General features: G+C 71.2%; 12 protein-coding genes and 2 pseudogenes. 5 read left to right on the top strand and 9 right to left on the bottom strand.

Going from position 1 to position 17,176, the window contains the following annotated elements; translation table 11 throughout:
* Window positions 1-198: 198 nt before the first annotated feature.
* From STSP_RS15060 to STSP_RS15050, 3 genes and pseudogenes are all read right to left on the bottom strand, one after another.
* Window positions 199-531, bottom strand: coding sequence for a hypothetical protein (locus STSP_RS15060; RefSeq protein WP_232789641.1), 333 nt, complete (start codon window positions 529-531; stop codon window positions 199-201).
* A pseudogene (locus tag STSP_RS37080) lies at window positions 528-1,374 on the bottom strand (IS5 family transposase). Before STSP_RS37080 ends, STSP_RS15060 begins: the two are co-directional and overlap by 4 nt.
* 103 nt (window positions 1,375-1,477) lie before the next feature.
* A complete protein-coding gene (locus STSP_RS15050; RefSeq protein ID WP_067277360.1) occupies window positions 1,478-1,891 on the bottom strand; it encodes a hypothetical protein in 414 nt (137 codons plus the stop codon).
* Window positions 1,892-2,127: 236 nt separating this feature from the next.
* Between STSP_RS15050 and STSP_RS15045 the strand changes: the two genes are divergently transcribed.
* The gene (locus tag STSP_RS15045; RefSeq protein ID WP_067277358.1) at window positions 2,128-3,087 is read left to right on the top strand and encodes a hypothetical protein; all 960 of its coding nucleotides are present in this window, start codon (window positions 2,128-2,130) and stop codon (window positions 3,085-3,087) included.
* Between the two features lie 590 nt (window positions 3,088-3,677).
* Window positions 3,678-4,267 (top strand): annotated as a pseudogene (locus tag STSP_RS15040) (TMEM165/GDT1 family protein).
* 121 nt (window positions 4,268-4,388) lie between these two features.
* On the opposite strand, the gene STSP_RS15035 reads toward STSP_RS15040, so the two are convergent.
* Window positions 4,389-8,993 (bottom strand): cation-translocating P-type ATPase, encoded by a 4,605-nt coding sequence (locus tag STSP_RS15035; protein ID WP_232789640.1) that lies wholly within the window; start codon window positions 8,991-8,993, stop codon window positions 4,389-4,391.
* 179 nt (window positions 8,994-9,172) lie between these two features.
* Here STSP_RS15035 and STSP_RS15030 point away from each other — a divergent pair, with 179 nt between their 5' ends.
* The gene (locus tag STSP_RS15030) at window positions 9,173-9,595 is read left to right on the top strand and encodes a hypothetical protein (RefSeq protein WP_067277354.1); all 423 of its coding nucleotides are present in this window, start codon (window positions 9,173-9,175) and stop codon (window positions 9,593-9,595) included.
* Window positions 9,596-9,822: 227 nt separating this feature from the next.
* Window positions 9,823-10,815, top strand: a complete 993-nt coding sequence (locus STSP_RS15025) for a lysylphosphatidylglycerol synthase transmembrane domain-containing protein (protein WP_067277352.1) — start codon at window positions 9,823-9,825, stop codon at window positions 10,813-10,815.
* Window positions 10,816-10,892: 77 nt separating this feature from the next.
* Here the strand turns inward: STSP_RS15025 and STSP_RS15020 are convergent, their stop codons facing one another.
* Complete coding sequence (locus tag STSP_RS15020; protein ID WP_067277350.1) at window positions 10,893-11,252, bottom strand: ArsR/SmtB family transcription factor; 360 nt, start codon at window positions 11,250-11,252, stop codon at window positions 10,893-10,895.
* 78 nt (window positions 11,253-11,330) lie between these two features.
* On the opposite strand from STSP_RS15020, the gene STSP_RS15015 reads away from it, so the two are divergent.
* Complete coding sequence (locus STSP_RS15015; RefSeq protein WP_067277349.1) at window positions 11,331-12,494, top strand: cation diffusion facilitator family transporter; 1,164 nt, start codon at window positions 11,331-11,333, stop codon at window positions 12,492-12,494.
* A gap of 57 nt (window positions 12,495-12,551) precedes the next feature.
* Here STSP_RS15015 and STSP_RS15010 read toward each other — a convergent pair whose 3' ends face one another.
* From STSP_RS15010 to STSP_RS14995, 4 genes are all read right to left on the bottom strand, one after another.
* Window positions 12,552-13,322 carry a TIGR03943 family putative permease subunit gene (locus tag STSP_RS15010; protein WP_067277346.1) on the bottom strand — a complete coding sequence of 257 codons (771 nt, stop codon included), beginning with the start codon at window positions 13,320-13,322 and terminating at the stop codon, window positions 12,552-12,554.
* Window positions 13,319-14,350 carry a permease gene (locus STSP_RS15005; RefSeq protein ID WP_067277344.1) on the bottom strand — a complete coding sequence of 344 codons (1,032 nt, stop codon included), beginning with the start codon at window positions 14,348-14,350 and terminating at the stop codon, window positions 13,319-13,321. Before STSP_RS15005 ends, STSP_RS15010 begins: the two co-directional genes overlap by 4 nt.
* Before the next feature lie 141 nt (window positions 14,351-14,491).
* Window positions 14,492-15,181 (bottom strand): class I SAM-dependent methyltransferase, encoded by a 690-nt coding sequence (locus STSP_RS15000; protein WP_157902835.1) that lies wholly within the window; start codon window positions 15,179-15,181, stop codon window positions 14,492-14,494.
* 98 nt (window positions 15,182-15,279) lie between these two features.
* The gene (locus tag STSP_RS14995) at window positions 15,280-16,509 is read right to left on the bottom strand and encodes a DUF418 domain-containing protein (RefSeq protein WP_067277342.1); all 1,230 of its coding nucleotides are present in this window, start codon (window positions 16,507-16,509) and stop codon (window positions 15,280-15,282) included.
* Window positions 16,510-17,176: the final 667 nt, after the last annotated feature.

Genomic DNA, 17,176 nt, shown 5'->3' with positions numbered 1-17,176 from the left:
GGCGGATCTCCGGAGTACGCCAGACAGCTCGGTTACCCGTGGCCGCAGCGGCGGAGGGTCTGAGAGGGCGGTTCCTGAGTTGATGTCCGTTTCTAAGTGACGCTTGGGGCAGGGGTGCTGGCTGCCGCGCCTGCTACTGCTTGCTGACGAAGTTGCCGGTGTCGGCTTCGGTGAGGACGCCGAGTCTGACCAGGCGCTTCAGCTTGCCCGGGTGCCTTCGACGTTCTTCGGCAGCACTTCGTGGCCGAGGGCCTGGCATACGTCCTTGGCCCGTAGGGGGCCGGTCGCCTCGTTGAAGACAGCGAGGATGCGCGGGTAGTCCGGGTGCTCGGGCAACTCCGGCGGGGATGCGGGGAGCCGGTCGGCGAGGCCGGTGACGGTCTTGCGGGTGATCGCGAGGTGCTCGAGGTGTGTCTCGGCCTCCCGCAGCTGGGCCTGTAGGTCATCGATCTGCGCACGAAGGTCGTCGGCCAGGGCCCGGGCGGCGTCCTTCTGAAGGTCCAGTGCCTGAAGGAGGGGACGGATGTTCATGCGCTCATCGCCTCTTGGCGCCAGGTGGAGGTGTTCGCGCCGGTGAGGCGGCGGATCATGATGTGGGACATCGCCCAGTAGACGCGGGAGGTGGAGGAGGCGGTGCGGTGCTCGTAGTCACGGACCAGGCGCCGGTGCAGTATCAGGATCCCGTAGGTCTGCTCGACCCTCCACCGCTTCGGCTGCGGCTGGAATCCCCGGTGCCCCGGATCGCGTTCGACGATCTCGACGTCGATGCCCAGTCCGGCGCCGTGCTCGACGACCTGGTTCTTGAAGCCCTGGTCGACCAGGGCTTTGCGGACGGTGTCGCCGGTGTGTTCGGCGACCTGGTCCAGCAGGACGATGCCCGCAGTGTTGTCGTGGGTGTTCGCGGCGAGGACGACGACCGCGATGACCAGGCCGAGGACGTCCACGGCTAGGCCGCGCTTGCGGCCCCGGCACCCGCTTGGCCGGATCGCGGCCGGTCGTGGAAGCGGGGACCCCGCTCGCCGTGTGGACACTCTGGGTGTCCAGCACCACCAGGGTCGGGTCCTCTAATCGCCGGGCGCGTTCACGGACCTGGCAGCGCAGGAGTTCATGGATGACCTGGTCGGTTCCGTCGTCCCGCCAGGCGGCGAAGTAGTAGTACGTCGCGCTCTTCTGCGGCAGATCGTGCGGGAGGTAGGCCCACTGGCAGCCGGTCCGCCCCTGGCAGAGGATCGCGTTCACGATCTCCCGCATGTCGTAGGCGCCCTGATGACCGCTGACCGAGCGGTGCCGGTCCTTCCACGCGGTGATCACAGGCTCGATCAACGACCACTGCTCGTCCGATAAGTCGCTGGGATACGGCTTCCGTTCACTCACCCCGCCAACCCCGACAGACCCCGCGTCGCGGACCTGCGGATTCCGTTCACACCCCACACCATCAGGCGACCACAAACCGACTCAAGGAATCACGAATCGCCCTCTAGGAGGGCGATTCGCCCTGGCCGGGCGTCTCAAGACGGTTGAAGCCAGCGAGGCGGGGCGAGATGGCGAAGGGGAAGGATTCGCCGTCGGGGGTCTTGATGGCCGCCACGATGTCGTGGTCCGGTGCACCGAATATCTCGAAGTGCTGCACGGTGCAGTGCTCCATCACCTCGCGGATGTACGGATCCGACAGCCGCCAGTGGGCGCGGATGGCATCGGAGTCGCGGTAGAGCTGGAAACTGTGCGCCAGCATCCGCTCCTCGTCGATGAAGACGTCCACCATGAGCTGGGGGCCGTGCTCTTGAGCGAATGCCACCGCCTGCGCGATGGCGTGCCGGAAGCCGTCGAGGTGGCCGTCGGTGATGCGCATGGTATTGCGGAAGAGAATGGTGCTGCTGTTTGTGGTCTTCATACGCCGAGTGTTGTACCTAAACCAAGGTTGAGGTCAAGGGTGCAGCTCAGCCGGGGCTATCGGCGTTTCTGCTGTTCAGTCCAGCAGCTGCTGCTCAGGCCCACGAACAGGTGAGACCGAGTAGCCGATCTAGCGGGCTGAGTACGAGACTTGGTGGGGCTGAGGAGCCGATTTGCGCTCGGCCTGCACACCACCCTGGCTCTCAGTCGACCTGAGCTGGGCGTTAGCCTCAGCGGATGATTCCTGCGCCCCCTCCGAAGGTCATCACGCGCCACCGCGACGGGCAGATCCGTGCCTATCTGAAGGGCCCCGGCGCTTTCGGGTCGCTGGAGCCCGCCGCGGTGTTCCAGCCGCGGGTCGGCGACGAGGTCGTGGAGTGGGCGGTGCGGCCTGATCTGGAGCGAGTCGTGTACACGACCCTGAACAGGGTCGTCTGCCTCACGCGCGCCGGTGACCTGGTGTGGGCGTCGGACTTCGAGCCGCACTCCGACGTGCGCCATGGCCACCGGCCTGGCTGTGCCCTCTCTCTGGACGGCCGGACTGTGTGGGTCTACCGGCCGGACGCGATGGCGGAACGTGGGGGCGGAGACCAGTGGGTCGTGCACGACGCCGAAGGCGGGGTGGTCCTCGTCCGCCGGGAGCTGGAGACGGTTGGGCATGGCGCCGGCCACCACGTGCACCCCGTGGACGGCAGCGTCTACCTCGACATCGGTGAGGGCCAGGACGGTGCCGTCATTCTCCGGGGGATAGTCGGGGCCGATGGCGAGCCGGAGTTCGTGACATACCCGTGGTGGGACCGCTGCCTGATCGACCTGGCGCCGGGCGGGCGGCAGTTCATGACCGTCGACCACGGTCAGCGGGACGTCGCCTTCCACCGCCACCCCAGCGGGGACCGGCTCTTCACTCTCTCCGTCGAGGCCTTCGGATATGACCCGGAGGAGACGTTCGTGGAATGGAGCGGTGGCTATCTGACCCCGGACACGGCCGTCGTCACCGTGGGCGGTGAAAGCCAGGATGAGGAGGAGTGGTACCGCTACCACCTGATCGACGTGAGGACGGGTACGGTCAGCGGCGACATCGCCGTCGACGTGGCCAGCCCGTACGAACTGGAGCTCCTGGGTGACGGCTCCTGGCTCACCGACGGCCCCGACGGTCACCCCGTCCGCTGGTCCCTCGTTCAGCACCCGGCAGGTTGAAGGGGCACACCGCACAGCACAGCGATGGGACCGCTACTCCGCCCGCCATCTGCACTGCCCAGACCCGCCAAGTCAGATGCTCAGCCGCTAGATCGGCTGCTCAGTCTCAACAGGACGGGGCCGCCCCGGTGTCCAGTCGACCAGGGCGGTCCCGCGTGGGTGAAGCTGTCAGGTGGTGGGTGGGCGAAGCAGGATGACGTTGCCTGGAGTCTGGCGGGCTTCGTTGACGCGCTCTTCTCTTGCGTGAGAACGGCGCTGGCAAGGGTGAGGTGGGGTCACCAGTTGGCGGAGTTCTTCGATCTCGGCTCTCTGATTGGCGATGGTCTTTTTGAGTTTGGGGCCAGGACGCAGCCGCGCCCAATGCTGACTGTTTGCTGACCTCAGCCCGGCAATCACGCCTCTGACCTGCGGGAGTGACAGGCTCTTTCCGGACTCATGCCGGGCCCGTGCCGCATGCCGGGTCCGTGCCGCCTGGCAGCTCCGGTTCCCGGTTCCTGCGCTTCTTTACGGGTGACCGTGTGCGCTGCCTGTCGGCGGGCCGCGTCAGCGGATGGTTCTCTCAGTGGGGCAACCCGACCGATTGAGGAACCTTGATCAACTTCAGCGTCACGGCGCTCGTCTTCGGTGTCGTCTTCCTCGCCGAGTTCCCGGACAAGACAGCGGTCGCGTGCTTCATCATGGGGACGCGCTACCGCGCCTCGTACGTATTCGCGGGCGTCGCCGCCGCTTTCGCGGTCCATGTCGCGCTGTCGGTGGCGGCAGGCAGCGTACTGACGCTCTTCCCGCGGCAGATCATCCGGGCGCTGACGGGTGTGCTCTTCCTCGGCGGCGCGGCCATGCTCCTGACGCAGAAGGACCGGTCCGATGGTGATACGGAGATCCGCAAGCCGGGGAGCCCCACCTTCTGGAAGGTCTCGGCGGCGGGCTTCATGCTCATCCTCGTGGCCGAGTTCGGCGACCTGATACCCAGATCTTGATGCTGAACCTGACGGCGCGCTACGGCGATCCGCTGTCGGTCGGGATCGGTGCGGTGCTCGCTCTGTGGACGGTGGCCGGCCTCGGCATCGCGTGCGGCAGGGCGCTGACGGAGAAGGTACCGCTGCATCTGATCACCAAGGTGGTGGCGCTGCTGATGCTGGGGCTGGGTGTGTGGAGCCTGTACGAGGCAGCGGCCGGGTGAGACGACGAGGAGTGACCGGTGCTCCCTGGCCAGCCCTCGGCGCAGGGGCGGTTCGTCTCCAGGTCCGGTCCGGAGGCGGGCCCGGGACGGTCCCCTACGTGTCGCTCTCGACGTATCGCCCTCATGGACAGGGCGACGGGCCGAGACCCGGTGAGAGCAGACTGAGGCGGGACAGCGCCGCGCTCAGCCAGGCGGCCCGGACGGCGGCGAGTGCGGCTGGAGCCGACTGCGGCGGCGCCGGCTCCTCGGGTTTCTCGGGTGTCTCGGGGTTCTCGGCTGCGGAGGTCAGCCAACCTGTACGGGCCAGGCGGTGCGCGAGGGGCTTCAGCGGTGCGTGGAGGAGCGTGGCGCCGGTGATGGCCGTCAGCGCGATGCCCCAGCCGATGGGGCCCAGCGGGGTGGATCCGAAGAAGTGGCTGATGCCCGGGGTCTGGATGATGCCGACGAGCACGGCGGCCGAGCCGATGGTGGCGGCGAGCACCTGGCGGTCAGCGCCGCCGCTGGTGAGGGTCTGTGCGAGCTGGGTGCCGACCACGGCAGCCAGCGCCACCGTGCCGGCGCGGCGTTGCGTGCCGGTGAGTCGTGCGACCGTCCAGGCCAGCCCCGCGCCGAGGGCGGTGGTGAGCCCGCGCTGCACCATCTCCTGGGTGAGTGCGGCGCCCAGCGACTGGTGGGGTCCTTCCTCGAGCAGCTGCTCTCCGGAGCTCTCAGCCGGAGTGCGTACGGCGATGGACAGTGCGGGGGCGAGGTCGGTGAGGAGGTTGACCAGCATGATCTGACGGGCGCTCAGCGGTGAGCTGCCGGCCAGCGCGGAGGCGAGCACGCTGAACGTGACCTCACCGAGGTTGCCGCCGATCAGGATGGCCAGCGCGGTCCTGACCGAGGTCCACATCGCACGGCCCTCGGTCAGGGCGGTGACGATCGTCTCCAGGCGGTCGTCACCGATGACCAGATCGGCTGCGGCCGTTGCCGCGGGAGTGCCGCGCCGTCCCAGGGCGATACCGACGTCGGCCAGCCGGATGGCGGGGGCGTCGTTCGCGCCGTCGCCGGTCATCGCCACGACCCGTCCGAGACGCTGGAATGCCTGGACGATGCGGACCTTGTGCCGCGGGGTGCACCGGGCGATCACATCGACCTTCGGCAGCAGCACGTCGAGCGCGTCGTCGTCGAGCTCGTCCAAGTCGGCCCCGGTGCGCACGGTTTGCTCCGGCTCGCCGGTGACCGACGCCGCGATGGCCTCCGCGGTGGCGGCGTGGTCCCCGGTGAGCAGGACCGTGTGCACCCCGGCCGCGCGCAGCCGGGCGGTGGCCGGCGCCGCCCCCGGGCGCACCGGGTCGGCCAGCACGACGAAGCCGATGAAGACGAGGTCCCGCACCGCCTCGTCGGTGAGCTCCTCGCCGGTACGCATGGTCCGTTCGGCCACCGCCAGGACGCGCCGGCCTGCACCGGCGAGCTCCTCGGTGGCCAGGGCGAACGCCGTACGCGCGGCGTCGTCGAGCGCGGTCTCCGCCCCGTTCAGGCGCCTGCTCCGGCAGCGGGCCAGCACGATCTCCGGGGCACCCTTGATGCTGAGCAGGGTGGAGCCGAGCGCCCGGCCCGCCGTGGCGTGGTACGCGCGGGAGGGGTCGAACGGCAGGGTGCCGGTGCGCCGCCAGCGGGGCGCGCCGCGGCTGACCGACACCCGAGCCCGGCGGGCCCCGGCGTCCACCGCCCGGTCGGTCTGGTGGGCCATCGGCTCGGACTGCCGGGCGGCGGGGGTGGCACGCAGCGCGGCGGCCAGGACCGCCTTGTGCCGCAGGCCGAGCCGGTCGACGGGAAGGATGCCGTCCCCGTCGCTGACGGCGACGAGCTGAAGGTTGCCCTCGGTGAGGGTGCCGGTCTTGTCGAAGCACAGCACATCGGCCCGGCCGAGCGCCTCGATCGTGCGCGGGTTGCGCACCAGCGCCCCGTGCTCGGCCAGGCGGCGCGCAGAGGCCAGTTGGGCTGCGTTGACGAGGAACGGCAGCCCTTCGGGGACCGAGGCGACAGCCAGGTTGACCGCCGAGGCCAGGCTCTCGGAAAGCGGGCGCCCGTGCAGCAGCCCGGCCCCGGCCACCGCCGCCGCGGAGGCCGTCGCCACGGGCAGGCTGGACTTGGTCAGCGACGACAGCCGCGCTTCGACGCCGGTCACGGGCGCCGCCTCCCGCGCGGTGGCCATGGTGCGCCCGACCTCGGTGGCCGCTCCCGTGGCCACGACTACGGCGACCGCCTCCCCCGCGGAGACGGTGGTGCCCTCGTAGAGCATCGAGCGGCGGTCGGTGAGATGGGATGCGACCACCGGCGCCGGATCCTTGGTCACGGGCAGGGACTCGCCGGTCAGCGACGACTCGTCGACCTCCAGCCCCTCGGCCTCCAGCAGGCGGCAGTCGGCGGGCACCACGTCCTCGGGTCTCAGCAGGACGACGTCGCCGGGCACCAAGTCCTCCGCGGTGACCAGCCGCTCGCGGCCCCCGCGCCGCACCCGTGCCCCGACCGCGGAGCGGGCGGTCAACTCCGCGAGGGCGCGCTCGGTCCGGACGCGCTGGACACCGCCGACGAACGCCGACGTGGCGGTGATCGAGGCGACCAGCGCGGCGTCCGCGCCGGATCCCACGGCGGCGGCCAGGGCGGCCCCGCCTGCCAGCACCGGCGTCAGCGGGTTGGCCAACTCCTCGACGAACGCCGACAGCAGGGTGGTCCGCGGCGCCGCACCCGTCCGCGCCGGACTCTTGGCCCGCACCTCGGCCTCCGCCGCGGAGAGTCCGTCGCTGCTGGTGCGCAGCCGATCCAGGACCCGGGCGGGAGGCATCAGGTGCCAGGGCACGGTCTCCACGGAGGGGGTGATGGGCCGGGAGCACAGCTGCCGTGCGCGCCAGGCCCCGAGGCAGAAGGCGATCCCCCCGGCGGTGTTGCACGCCGCCTGTCCGCGCGAGCACGCCTCGGCAGCCGGTGCCCGCATCGCCGTGACCGCGCCGATACCGCTGCCGCCTGCGGCCAGCAGCGCGCTGTCCCGGTCGACCTGGCGGGCCACGCCCACGCCGGTCAGGATCAGCGCGACCGCGTCCAGGTCGGTGCCGACCAGAAGGTGAGCGCCCCAGGGCGGCGGCTCCCCTTCCCGGTGGACGCCGATACCGCAGTCGGATGCCCCGAGCGCACGTCGGTCCGCCGACACCAGCAGCACCACCGCGCCATCCGCCTGCAACGCGCGCACCGACGCAACCAGGTGACCGCCCGCGGGCACCATCGCGTCGACGAACCCGAGTTCCGCATACGGCTGGTCGCTGGCGAGGACCACGCGGATCCCCGAACGGTGGGCCGCCGCCGCCAGGGCCTGCGCGCCCGGAAGCATGGGCACCGCCGCCCCCGCGACGCCCACCAGGCGGCGCCGGAAAGCCAGGCCCAGTACGCGTTCACTGCCCCGGCTCCGCAGCCGGTCCGCGGCCCTGCGACCCGTACGCCCCGTCAGATCCAGGTTCTCCAGCGGGCCCAGCTCCCAGCCTTCGCTGTCACGGTGGACCTGCGACGGCGCGGCCGGATCGAAGAGCGCGAAGAGCCGGTCGGACACCTCTTCGAGCTCGGCGCCGTCGAACAGCACCAGGTCGGTCAGTTCGTGGCGGCCGCCGCGCAGCACGTCCACGTCCAGGAGCACCGTGTCCACCTGGCCCAGGCGGCGCAGCGAACTGCGGTCCATGGCCACGACGCCGCGCAGCGCGAGGAACCGGCCCAGGCTGGTGGCGAAACCCTCCCGCCCGGCCTCCGGCGCCTTCGGCAGGCTGGACAGCGCCACCGCCAACGCGCGCCGCGGCCCTGCATACGGTGTGGTCAAGGCGCCCACGGCAGCACCCGCCGCCATAGCCCGTTCGGCGTAACGAGCTGTCACGTCCTGGTGCGCCTGCGGGCGTTCCACCACGATCGGCTCGGCCCGCGCATCCTCCGGTCCTGCCGCCAGCCGCGGCTCCGCCTCCGCCCACGCCTCACGAGCCGCGCTCGCCTCCCGCCACTGCGCCAGGCGCTGCGCGACGTCGAGCACCAGCCCGCCGCCGCGCGTGGCCACGCCCTGGACGAGCGCATGGAGTACCGGAAGCACCGATTCGGAGGGCTTCTGCTCCGTGAGGGCCGACGTGGCCACCCTGCGCAACCCCGGGTGGCACTGGATGGCCGTGGCCAGCGCCCCCACCTCGGCCGGCAGCGGCGTCCACGGCGACAAGCGCGTGGCCACCGTGAGCAGCAGGCCCGCGATGTCCGCCGCCAGGACCGGAAGGGCCGGCCGCCTGCGCGGTCCCTCGCACGGATGGTGAGGCGCAGGGCACCAGGCGTCGAACCCGTCCGGCTCCGCGGTGGCGGCGGCCCCGTGGGACTCCGCGTGGGCGATGATCCGGATCAGCTCCTGCTGCGCGGGCGGTGGCGAGGCCAGCTCCACGACGACGCGCTGCGCCGGGGCGTTCACGCGCGCCCACAGCACGCCAGGGTGACCCTCGAGCGCGCGCTCCACCATCCGGCCGACCTGCATGCCATGAGGGCCCTGCACCCCGCGTACCTCGATATGGCAGCGACCTGGGCGGGACCACACATCCCGCCGCTCCAACCCGAACAGCGTGGCGGCCACGTCCGCGGCCCCACGCACACCGGCGGCCAGCCCGCCAGCCACACTCCCGATCAACGGCGGCGAAAGCGGCAGCGGCAGACGGACTTCCGACAGCAGCGACACCCGCGTGCCACCTCCCTGGCAGGCCGATCCGTCGTCCCGTTGGACCATCATGACCCGCCCCGGACACCCTCGCCCGGCACGCTGATCCGAACGGCCGCCTGGCTCGCAGGCCCCTTTCCCTGTAGGTAGCTTGTGCGTCACCGGGGGCGAATCCGGACCCACGAACGGATGTGAGAACCGTGACCACACCGAAGACCGCTGGGAAACGCCCAGGTTCGAGGAGTGCGAAGACGTCACTCCCCTCCTCCGCGGCGAAGAGACCGCAGCGGCGCGCCGCCGAGCAGAGCAGAAGCGGGCAGAGCAGAACGCCGCCGGCGAAGGACCCGAAGAAGAACTCCGTCGCCGCGTCCGGCGAGCGCACGGTCCCCCTCACCCTCCCGGGGCTCGGCGAGGCGGCCACCTGGGCGGCCAAGGCCGCAGCGGTCCCCGTGTCCACCGCCCGCCGCGTGCTGCCCGCCAAGGGCGGCCTGCCCCTGTACGCCGGCCTCGGCGCGCTGGCCGTCGCGGGTGCCCTCTCGTGGCCGGTGGCGGTGGGCGTCGGCATCGGCTACGCCGTGCTCCGGGACCACGGCTTGCTTGCAGCGCCCGCCACCTCCAAGTGAGAGCCCTCTTCTCCCATCGCCGCCCCTGCGCCCGGACTCCTCACACCCTGACGACTGCTCGAGCACCACGGCCGATGCACGGGAAGTCGCGCTCGGTGTCCGATCTCTTCGGCTTCCGGACACCCTGCCGTCACGCCGTGCGGGAATCTTTGCGGCGTCCCCCTCCCTCGCCTCATAGCCGTCCGCCGCGTACCCCGCGGGTGTGACACGGAAGGACGACGCGCGCCGTGTCCCTGCTCCCGCTCGACGCTCTCCGGCCGCTCCCCGCCGCCGTCCGCTCTCCCTCTGCGGCACGGCTCGCCCGCCGGGTGCTGAGTGTGCTGCCGCTCCTGCTGCTCGCGGCGTGGGCGGCGGCCGACTGGCGTGCCGTGCGCGAGGGCACCGCGCGTCTGGCGTCCGCCGACCCCTGGTGGCTGCTCGTCGGTGTCCTGTTCACCTGCCTGGGCTGGGTGGCCGCCGCGTGCGTCCGCCAGGGAGCCGTACCGGAAAGGCTTCCGCCGGGGCTGCTGCTCGCCTCTCAGTTCGCTGCCGGCGCCGCGAACCACGTGCTTCCGGCGAGCATCGGCGCCCATGCCGTCACGCTGCGCTTCCTGCAGGGACGCGGCATACCCCTTGCGCGGGCCACCGCTTCGCTCGCCCTGTACTCGCTGGTCAAACCGATCGCGAAGACCCTGGTACTCCTGGTCTTCCTCCTGGCGTTCCCGGAGATGCTGCGGCTCGGTCAACTCGTCCCCGACGCACGGATGATGCTCCTGGCCGCCGGAGTCGTGGCGATCGGACTCGTCGCGGCGGCCGTGCTCCTGACGGTCGTACAGCCGCTGCGCCGCCCGGTTCTCGGATTCGTACGCACCGCCCTGACCGACGCACGACTCCTGCACACCCGGCCCAGCCGGGTCCTCGCTCTCTGGGGCGGGGCGGCAGCCACCCCGCTGCTGCAGGCGAGCGTGATCGCCTCGGTCGGAGCGTCGCTCGGGCTCCAACTGTCCTGGGTGCAGGTCGCGTTCGCGTTCCTCGTGGCCAGCACCGCGGTAGGGGCCGTGCCCGCGCCGGGCGGCATCGGCCCCGTGGACGCGGCGCTGGTGTTCACCCTGATCGCCTACGGCACACCCCTGGGCCTGGCGACGGCCACCGTCATCGGCTACCGCGTCCTGACGGTATGGCTGCCCCTGCTGCCGGGCACACTCGTGCTCGCGGCCCTCGTTCACCGCAAGGTGCTGTGAGCGGAGGCTTTCGCGGGTTCGGCAACACGAGCACGAGCGCGAGCACGCGCGGGCGATACGGCCGGTCGCCGGGCGGATCAGTCGTGCGCCGGTCGGTCGGTGAGCCGGTGGTCGGCCAGGCTCAGCGCCTCGCCGACGACCCGACGCAGGTGGCCGTCGCGCAGGGAGTAGATCACTCGACGGCCGTCTTTGCGGGTGGTGACGAGTCCGGCCAGCCGGAGCCGAGCCAGATGCTGACTGACAGCGGGGCGTGCGGCACCGCACGCCGTGGTCAGCGTCGTGACGTCCGCCTCGCCGTCGGCCAGCTGATGCAGCAGTGCGAGACGGGTGCGGTCGCCGAGGAGGGCGAGGATCTCGGCGGCGAGGGCGAACTGTTCCTCGCTGGGGGTGCGCGGGTGCGCATCATGCGCAGGTGATAGGTGCATGCGTGCGCTCATGAGCACATAATGGGGTGTGGGTGAGGCCGTGTCCACTCCCCCGCCAGATCTTCGCTCGCACGCCGGAAGGGGAAAGACGTGACGAACCACCAGCACGATCACCACGGCCACGGTTCCGAACACAGTCACGGCCACGACCACGGCCACGGGCACGGGCACGGGCACGGGCACGGGCACGGGCACGGGCACGGTGAAGAGCACCACCACGACCACGGTGGAGAGCACCACCACGACCACGATCCCGCCGGCCGTCTCGCCCGATGGCGGCACCAGCTCGGGCACGTGGTGAAGCCCCATTCGCACGAGGCGGCCGACAAGGTCGACTCGGCGCTGGAGTCCTCCGCGCGCGGCATGCGGGCGCTCTGGGTCTCGCTCGCCGTCCTCGGCGTGACGGCCGTGGCCCAGGCTGCGATCGTGGTGATATCCGGATCGGTCGCGCTGCTGGGCGACACCGTGCACAACGCCGCCGACGCGCTCACCGCCGTCCCCCTGGGAATCGCGTTCGTCCTGGGCCGCCGCGCGGCCACCCGCCGCTTCACCTACGGCTACGGGCGGGCCGAGGACGTGGCGGGAATCGTCATCGTGCTGACCATCGCCGCGTCCGCGGCCTTCGCTGCCTGGACGGCGGTGGACCGTCTGATCCATCCGCGGGACATGGAGCACATCTGGGTCGTGGCCGCCGCAGCCGTCGCCGGCTTCATCGGCAACGAGTGGGTGGCCCGCTACCGCATCCGCGTCGGCCGCGACATCGGCTCGGCCGCCCTGGTCGCCGACGGTCTGCATGCCCGTACGGACGGATTCACCTCGCTCGCGGTCCTCCTCAGCGCGGGTGGCGCGGCGCTCGGCTGGCAGTCGGCGGACCCCATCGTGGGCCTGCTGATCACAGCGGCGATCCTGTCGGTGCTGCGGGATGCGGCTCGGGAGGTCTTCCGGCGCGTCATGGACGCGGTCGACCCCGCTCTGGTCGACGCGGCGGAGACGGCCCTGCTCGACGTCGACGGCGTACGCGAGATTGGCGAGCTGAGGCTGCGCTGGATCGGACACCGGCTGCGCGCGGAGGTCGCGGTCGTCGTGGACGGGGACCTGAGCGTACGGCGTGCGCATCACGTCGCGGTGGAGGCCGAACATGCACTGCTGCATGCCGTGCCGAAGCTGACCGCGGCGCTCGTGCACGCGGATCCGGCGCCCGTTCCCGGCGAGACCGACCCGCACCACGTGCTGGCACACCACGGGACCGCGTGAGGCGCCCGACGCAGTGAGGGTGAGGACAGGCGTCGGTCGCGAGAGGCGTGCGCGGAGCTACAGCTTCTCGTACGGGTTCTCCGGCTGCTTCACATGCTTCACGGACGTGGCGTCGAGGACGGGCGGCCACGCCTCGTCCGAGCCGAGTTCGCCCTCGGGGTGCCAGGTGCCGGTGACCGTCACCCAGGCGTCGGTCGCCGGGGCGTCGGCCCCACGGATCTCGATCTTGTTGGGCCGTGCGTCGGCGGCACAGCAGGAGATGAGGAGCCGAGTCAGGTACCAGGTGTCCCCGTCCCTGGTGACGAAGCCCGTCATCCGCAGGGTGCGGCCCTTCATCGTCGCGCCGCTGTCGTACATGGCACGGGAGGTGAATTCGCCGAGCGTGAGGTCGACCGGGTCCTCGTCGGGGAGGGCGGGGAACGTACCGATGCCCTGGGCGGCGTACTGCGCCGCCTCGCGCTCCGCGCTGTACGAGCCGAGTGCCGGTGGTGGGAAGAACAGCAGAGCGAGTGCCGGGGCCGCCAACAGCCAGGCGACCCTCGGGCCCCGGCTGTGGTCGTGCCCGTGACCGCTCACCTCCCCCCGATGCCTGTCGTCGCTCCCTGCACCGTGGTGCTCGTGATCGTTCTCGGCGCCGGACCCGCCGGACGACCGGAAGGCAGCGACGACCCCCACGATCCCGAGGCTGATCAGCAGCACGCCCGAGGCGATCAGGAACGGTCGCAGTCCCGGCTTCACATACCGCAGATACAGCTCACTGAAGAGTGCGATCCGCAGCAGCGCCACGCCGCACAGGATCAGCAACGACGCCGGACCGTACCGCCTCACAGCAGCCACCACCCCACGAGCACACTGCTCACCACAGCCACCGCCCACGTCACGGACGAGAACCGCACCGCGAACGCCTTCCCGAAGGTCCCCGCCTGCAAGGCGATCAACTTCAGGTCCACCATCGGCCCGACCACCATGAACGCGAGCTGCGCGGTCGGCGAGAACCCGCTCAGCGAGGCCGCGACGAAGGCGTCCGCCTCGCTGCACACGCACAGCACCACCGCGAGGACGGCGAGCAGCAGCACCGACATCCAGGGTGAGCCGGTGAAGGCGTCCAGGACGGACCGGGGTACGGCGATGTTGAACATCGCCGCGGCCGCCGCGCCCACCACGAGGAATCCGCCCGCGTGCAGGAAGTCGTGCTGGAACCCGGCACGGAAATCCCTCCAACGTCCACCGCTCGTGGGCGCCTTGGTCGCCGTACGCGCCCTACGGGGCAGCCACTCCTCGCGCCCGAACCGGACCCACAGCCAGCCCATGATCACCGCGGTGGCGAGCGAGGCGATCAGCCGGCCCGCGACCATCGCCGGACTGCCGGGGAAGGCGATGGAGGTCGCGACCAGGACCACCGGGTTGATCGCGGGCGCGGACAGCAGGAAGGCGAGGGCGGCCGCAGGGGCGACCCCGCGCCTCATCAGGCTGTCCGCGACCGGCACCGACGCGCACTCGCAGCCCGGCAGAACAGCTCCCGCTGCACCCGCGACGGGCACGGCGAGCGCAGGACTGCGCGGCAGCAGTCGCCGGAAGACCCGCTCCGGCACGAAGGCCCCGATCGCCGCCGACATCAGCGTGCCGAGCAGCAGGAACGGCATCCCCTGCACGACCACGGCCGTGAACACCGTCCACCAGGCGGCCACCGCCGGTGTGTAGAGGTCCATGGCGAGCATCGGTCCGAGCACCGAGCCGACCGTGAGAATGGTGATCAGGGACAGACCGCCGACCACCACAGAGACGAGGGCCCGGACAGCCACCCGTGCACCCCCGGCCAGATTCCGCGCCCGCTCGTTACTCCCCTGGCTCGCCATGCCCCTCGTTCCCCGCCCCGCACCGTCCACCGTCCACCGTCCCGGCGAACTGCGCCACCGTATCGTCTGCCGGAGGGTAACGATCTCAGCTGTGGCAAGGGGTGAGAAATCCTGCGTTTATGCGGATCCGGGGCGCGGCCGTTACGGCTTCTCGGGCCGCACTGCTCGGCTTGCTTGTACGTACCGCAGCCAAGGCCGCACATCCCCGCGCCCGATCGTCGCGAAGCCCGCGTCAGCGATCAGCCCGTCGAGAGTCTCCACACGGTAGTGCGCCATGACGTGACCGGTGATCGCGGCGATCACATGCCGGACGGGCCGCGTGCGCGGCTGCCGGAAGTCGGCGACCAGCAGCCGCCCGCCCGGACGCAGCACCCGGTACATCTCGCGGAGCGCGACCGGCCGTACGTCTTCGGGCAGGTGGTGCATGGCCAGGCACGTGACGACGACGTCGAAGGAACCGTCCGGCGCGCTGAGCGCCTCACCGACCCCCGTCTCGTACGAGCAGTGCGGCTCGCGCGTCTTACGGCGGGCGTACTCGATGACCTCGACTGAAGGGTCGATGCCCAGCGCCGAGCCGCCGGGGCCGACGATCTTCGCCATACGCCGGGTCAGATAGCCGGTGCCGCAGCCGACGTCCAGCACCCGGTCTCCGGAACGCGCACCGCTGAGCCGCGCCAGCCGGGCATAGGCCCGCGGACGCAGCCCGCCGAAGCAGACAGCGCCGCAGAATTCGTAGGCGCGGGCGTGGGTGATGGTCAGGCCCTCGGTGTCGGGATGCGGCGTGCCGTGTCGTCGGAGGAGCTGTCCAAGATTCAGCTGTCCAGGATTCACGACCGCCTCCCTGCTCAGTGGCGACCAGGTACGAACTTCGAGCTTCGAGCTTAGTCGCGCCAAGTCGGGAGATCCGCCTCTCGGCTCGCCGGCAGCCGTCAGTGGATCAGCCGGGCGGGATGCGTGGCGGCATGCATCAGGTGTTCCAGCGGTCCGCGCCGGAAGCGGCGGGTCCAGAGGGGGGCCAGCAGCATGGCCGTCGCGGCGAAGCCGAGGAGCACCGGCAGTCCGGCAGGGTCCGCCAAGTCGTCGGTGGCCAGGAGCCTGATCGCCACGATGTGGGCGACGTAGGCCGTCAGGGAGACCGAGCCGACGGCGACGACCGGTGCGATCAGCCGGCTCTTGGGGCCGGAGATCTCGACGGCGAGGAGGCAGGCAGCCAGGACGGCGAGCGCGACACCGGTATTGCCGAGGATCGACCCCGTCGTCTGACTGTGCGGTGAGGCCACCAGCAGCCAGGCCGGATGGCCGGGAAGGAACTCCTGACCGACCGCGTCCGACCACCACGCCGAGCCCGCGGGACCGCCCTCGGCGGCCGCACTCACCCCGGCCGACGCGCCGGGGACCACCCGCAGGGCCAGCCACGATCCCCCGTAACCGATCACGGCCAGTGCGACGCCAAGGGACCCCAGCTTGCCGAGGACGTCACAGCGCGACAGGTCGAGCTTGGCCACCGCCATGCCGACGACGATGAAGGAGAACCACGTCAGCGCCGGGTATTCGCCGGTGACGAAGAGTTCCAGCAACCCGTCCGAGTCGGTGATGCGGGCCAGCGGGTCGTGGTCGATGACGGTGTCGGGCCACCTTCCGCCGTCGACCATGGACCTCAGCAGATACAGCAGCTGCGGCATGACGAGCGCGGTCGACGCCGCGATGATCGCCAGGGTTCTCGCGGTCAGCCGGTGCAGCGGAAGGGCGAGCACGAACAGCAGCCCGTAGAAGGACAGGATGACGTCGACGTCTGTGTCGAGCAGGACCAGCGCGTATCCCAGGGCGATCAGGACGGTGGCGCGGATCAGGACACGGCCGATCGCCTGACGCCGGTCGCGCCCGGTGCGCGGCTGCGGACGGCCGGTCAGAAGGATCAGGGTGAAGCCGGCCAGCAGCGCGAACAGGGCGGCGGAGCGGCCGCGTGCGACCTCCATGAGCCAGCCCAGCGGGCCGCCCACCGATGGCTCGGGACCCACGTGCGCGGCGAACATGCCCAGGATGGCCAGGCCGCGCGCGAGATCGATGCCGATCATGCGTCCGGTGGACGGCGCGCGCGGGGGCGAGTCGCCTACGGCCTGCGCCGCGGACGGCATCGGCGGAGCTGAGACGGATCCCATGGGTCACCACACTTCAGGAAAGGTGTCTGTTCAACCATCCGGCACGTGGGGGGGCCACCCCCGCAGACTGGCGGGGTCCGCCCCCTCGCGGCGGACCGTGGACCGTGAGCCGGACGCGAGTCGCCAGAACGTCTCCAGTACGCCTGGGTCTGATCGCTGGTGTCACGTCACTGGAGTTCGGGCCTTGCCGCCTGCCGAGAAGGCGTGTAAGGCGATACGCGGCCGGGTTCGCGGAGGCGCCGCCGCCGGGCTCGCGGAGGCGCGCGGCGGCATACGAGATCGTTTCCCCTGTCAAGTCCCGAATTCGAGTAGCAGGACAGATGTCGCCCGACCGGGCCTACTGGAGTGCGAGGCGCGACCCCGCAGCGTGCGGCGGCTCGGCGACTGCCTCTGTCACCACTCACCACTTCCGATATGCGCGGCAAGGCCCGGACGTTCCGATGGAATCCGGCGCGACCCGCGCCGACTGCAGGGAAACGACTTCATGCGTTGGTGGATTCATTGCCGGATCAGGGCTCACGGCCTTGTGACCTTCGGCTGGCGTGACGGGACCGCCCGTCCGGCACAAGGCCGCCAGGCGGGAACCGTCTCGGCGAATGCATGCGGGCACGGCCGGGAGGAACTGTCGTGACCTGCAACAGCCTTGAGGTTCCCCTGGTCGCTCAGG

Source organism: Streptomyces jeddahensis (assembly GCF_001642995.1).
Taxonomy (GTDB): Bacteria; Actinomycetota; Actinomycetes; order Streptomycetales; family Streptomycetaceae; genus Streptomyces; species Streptomyces jeddahensis.
Note: the sequence above shows the minus strand (reverse complement) of the source record. Positions and strands in the feature narration are given on the sequence as shown.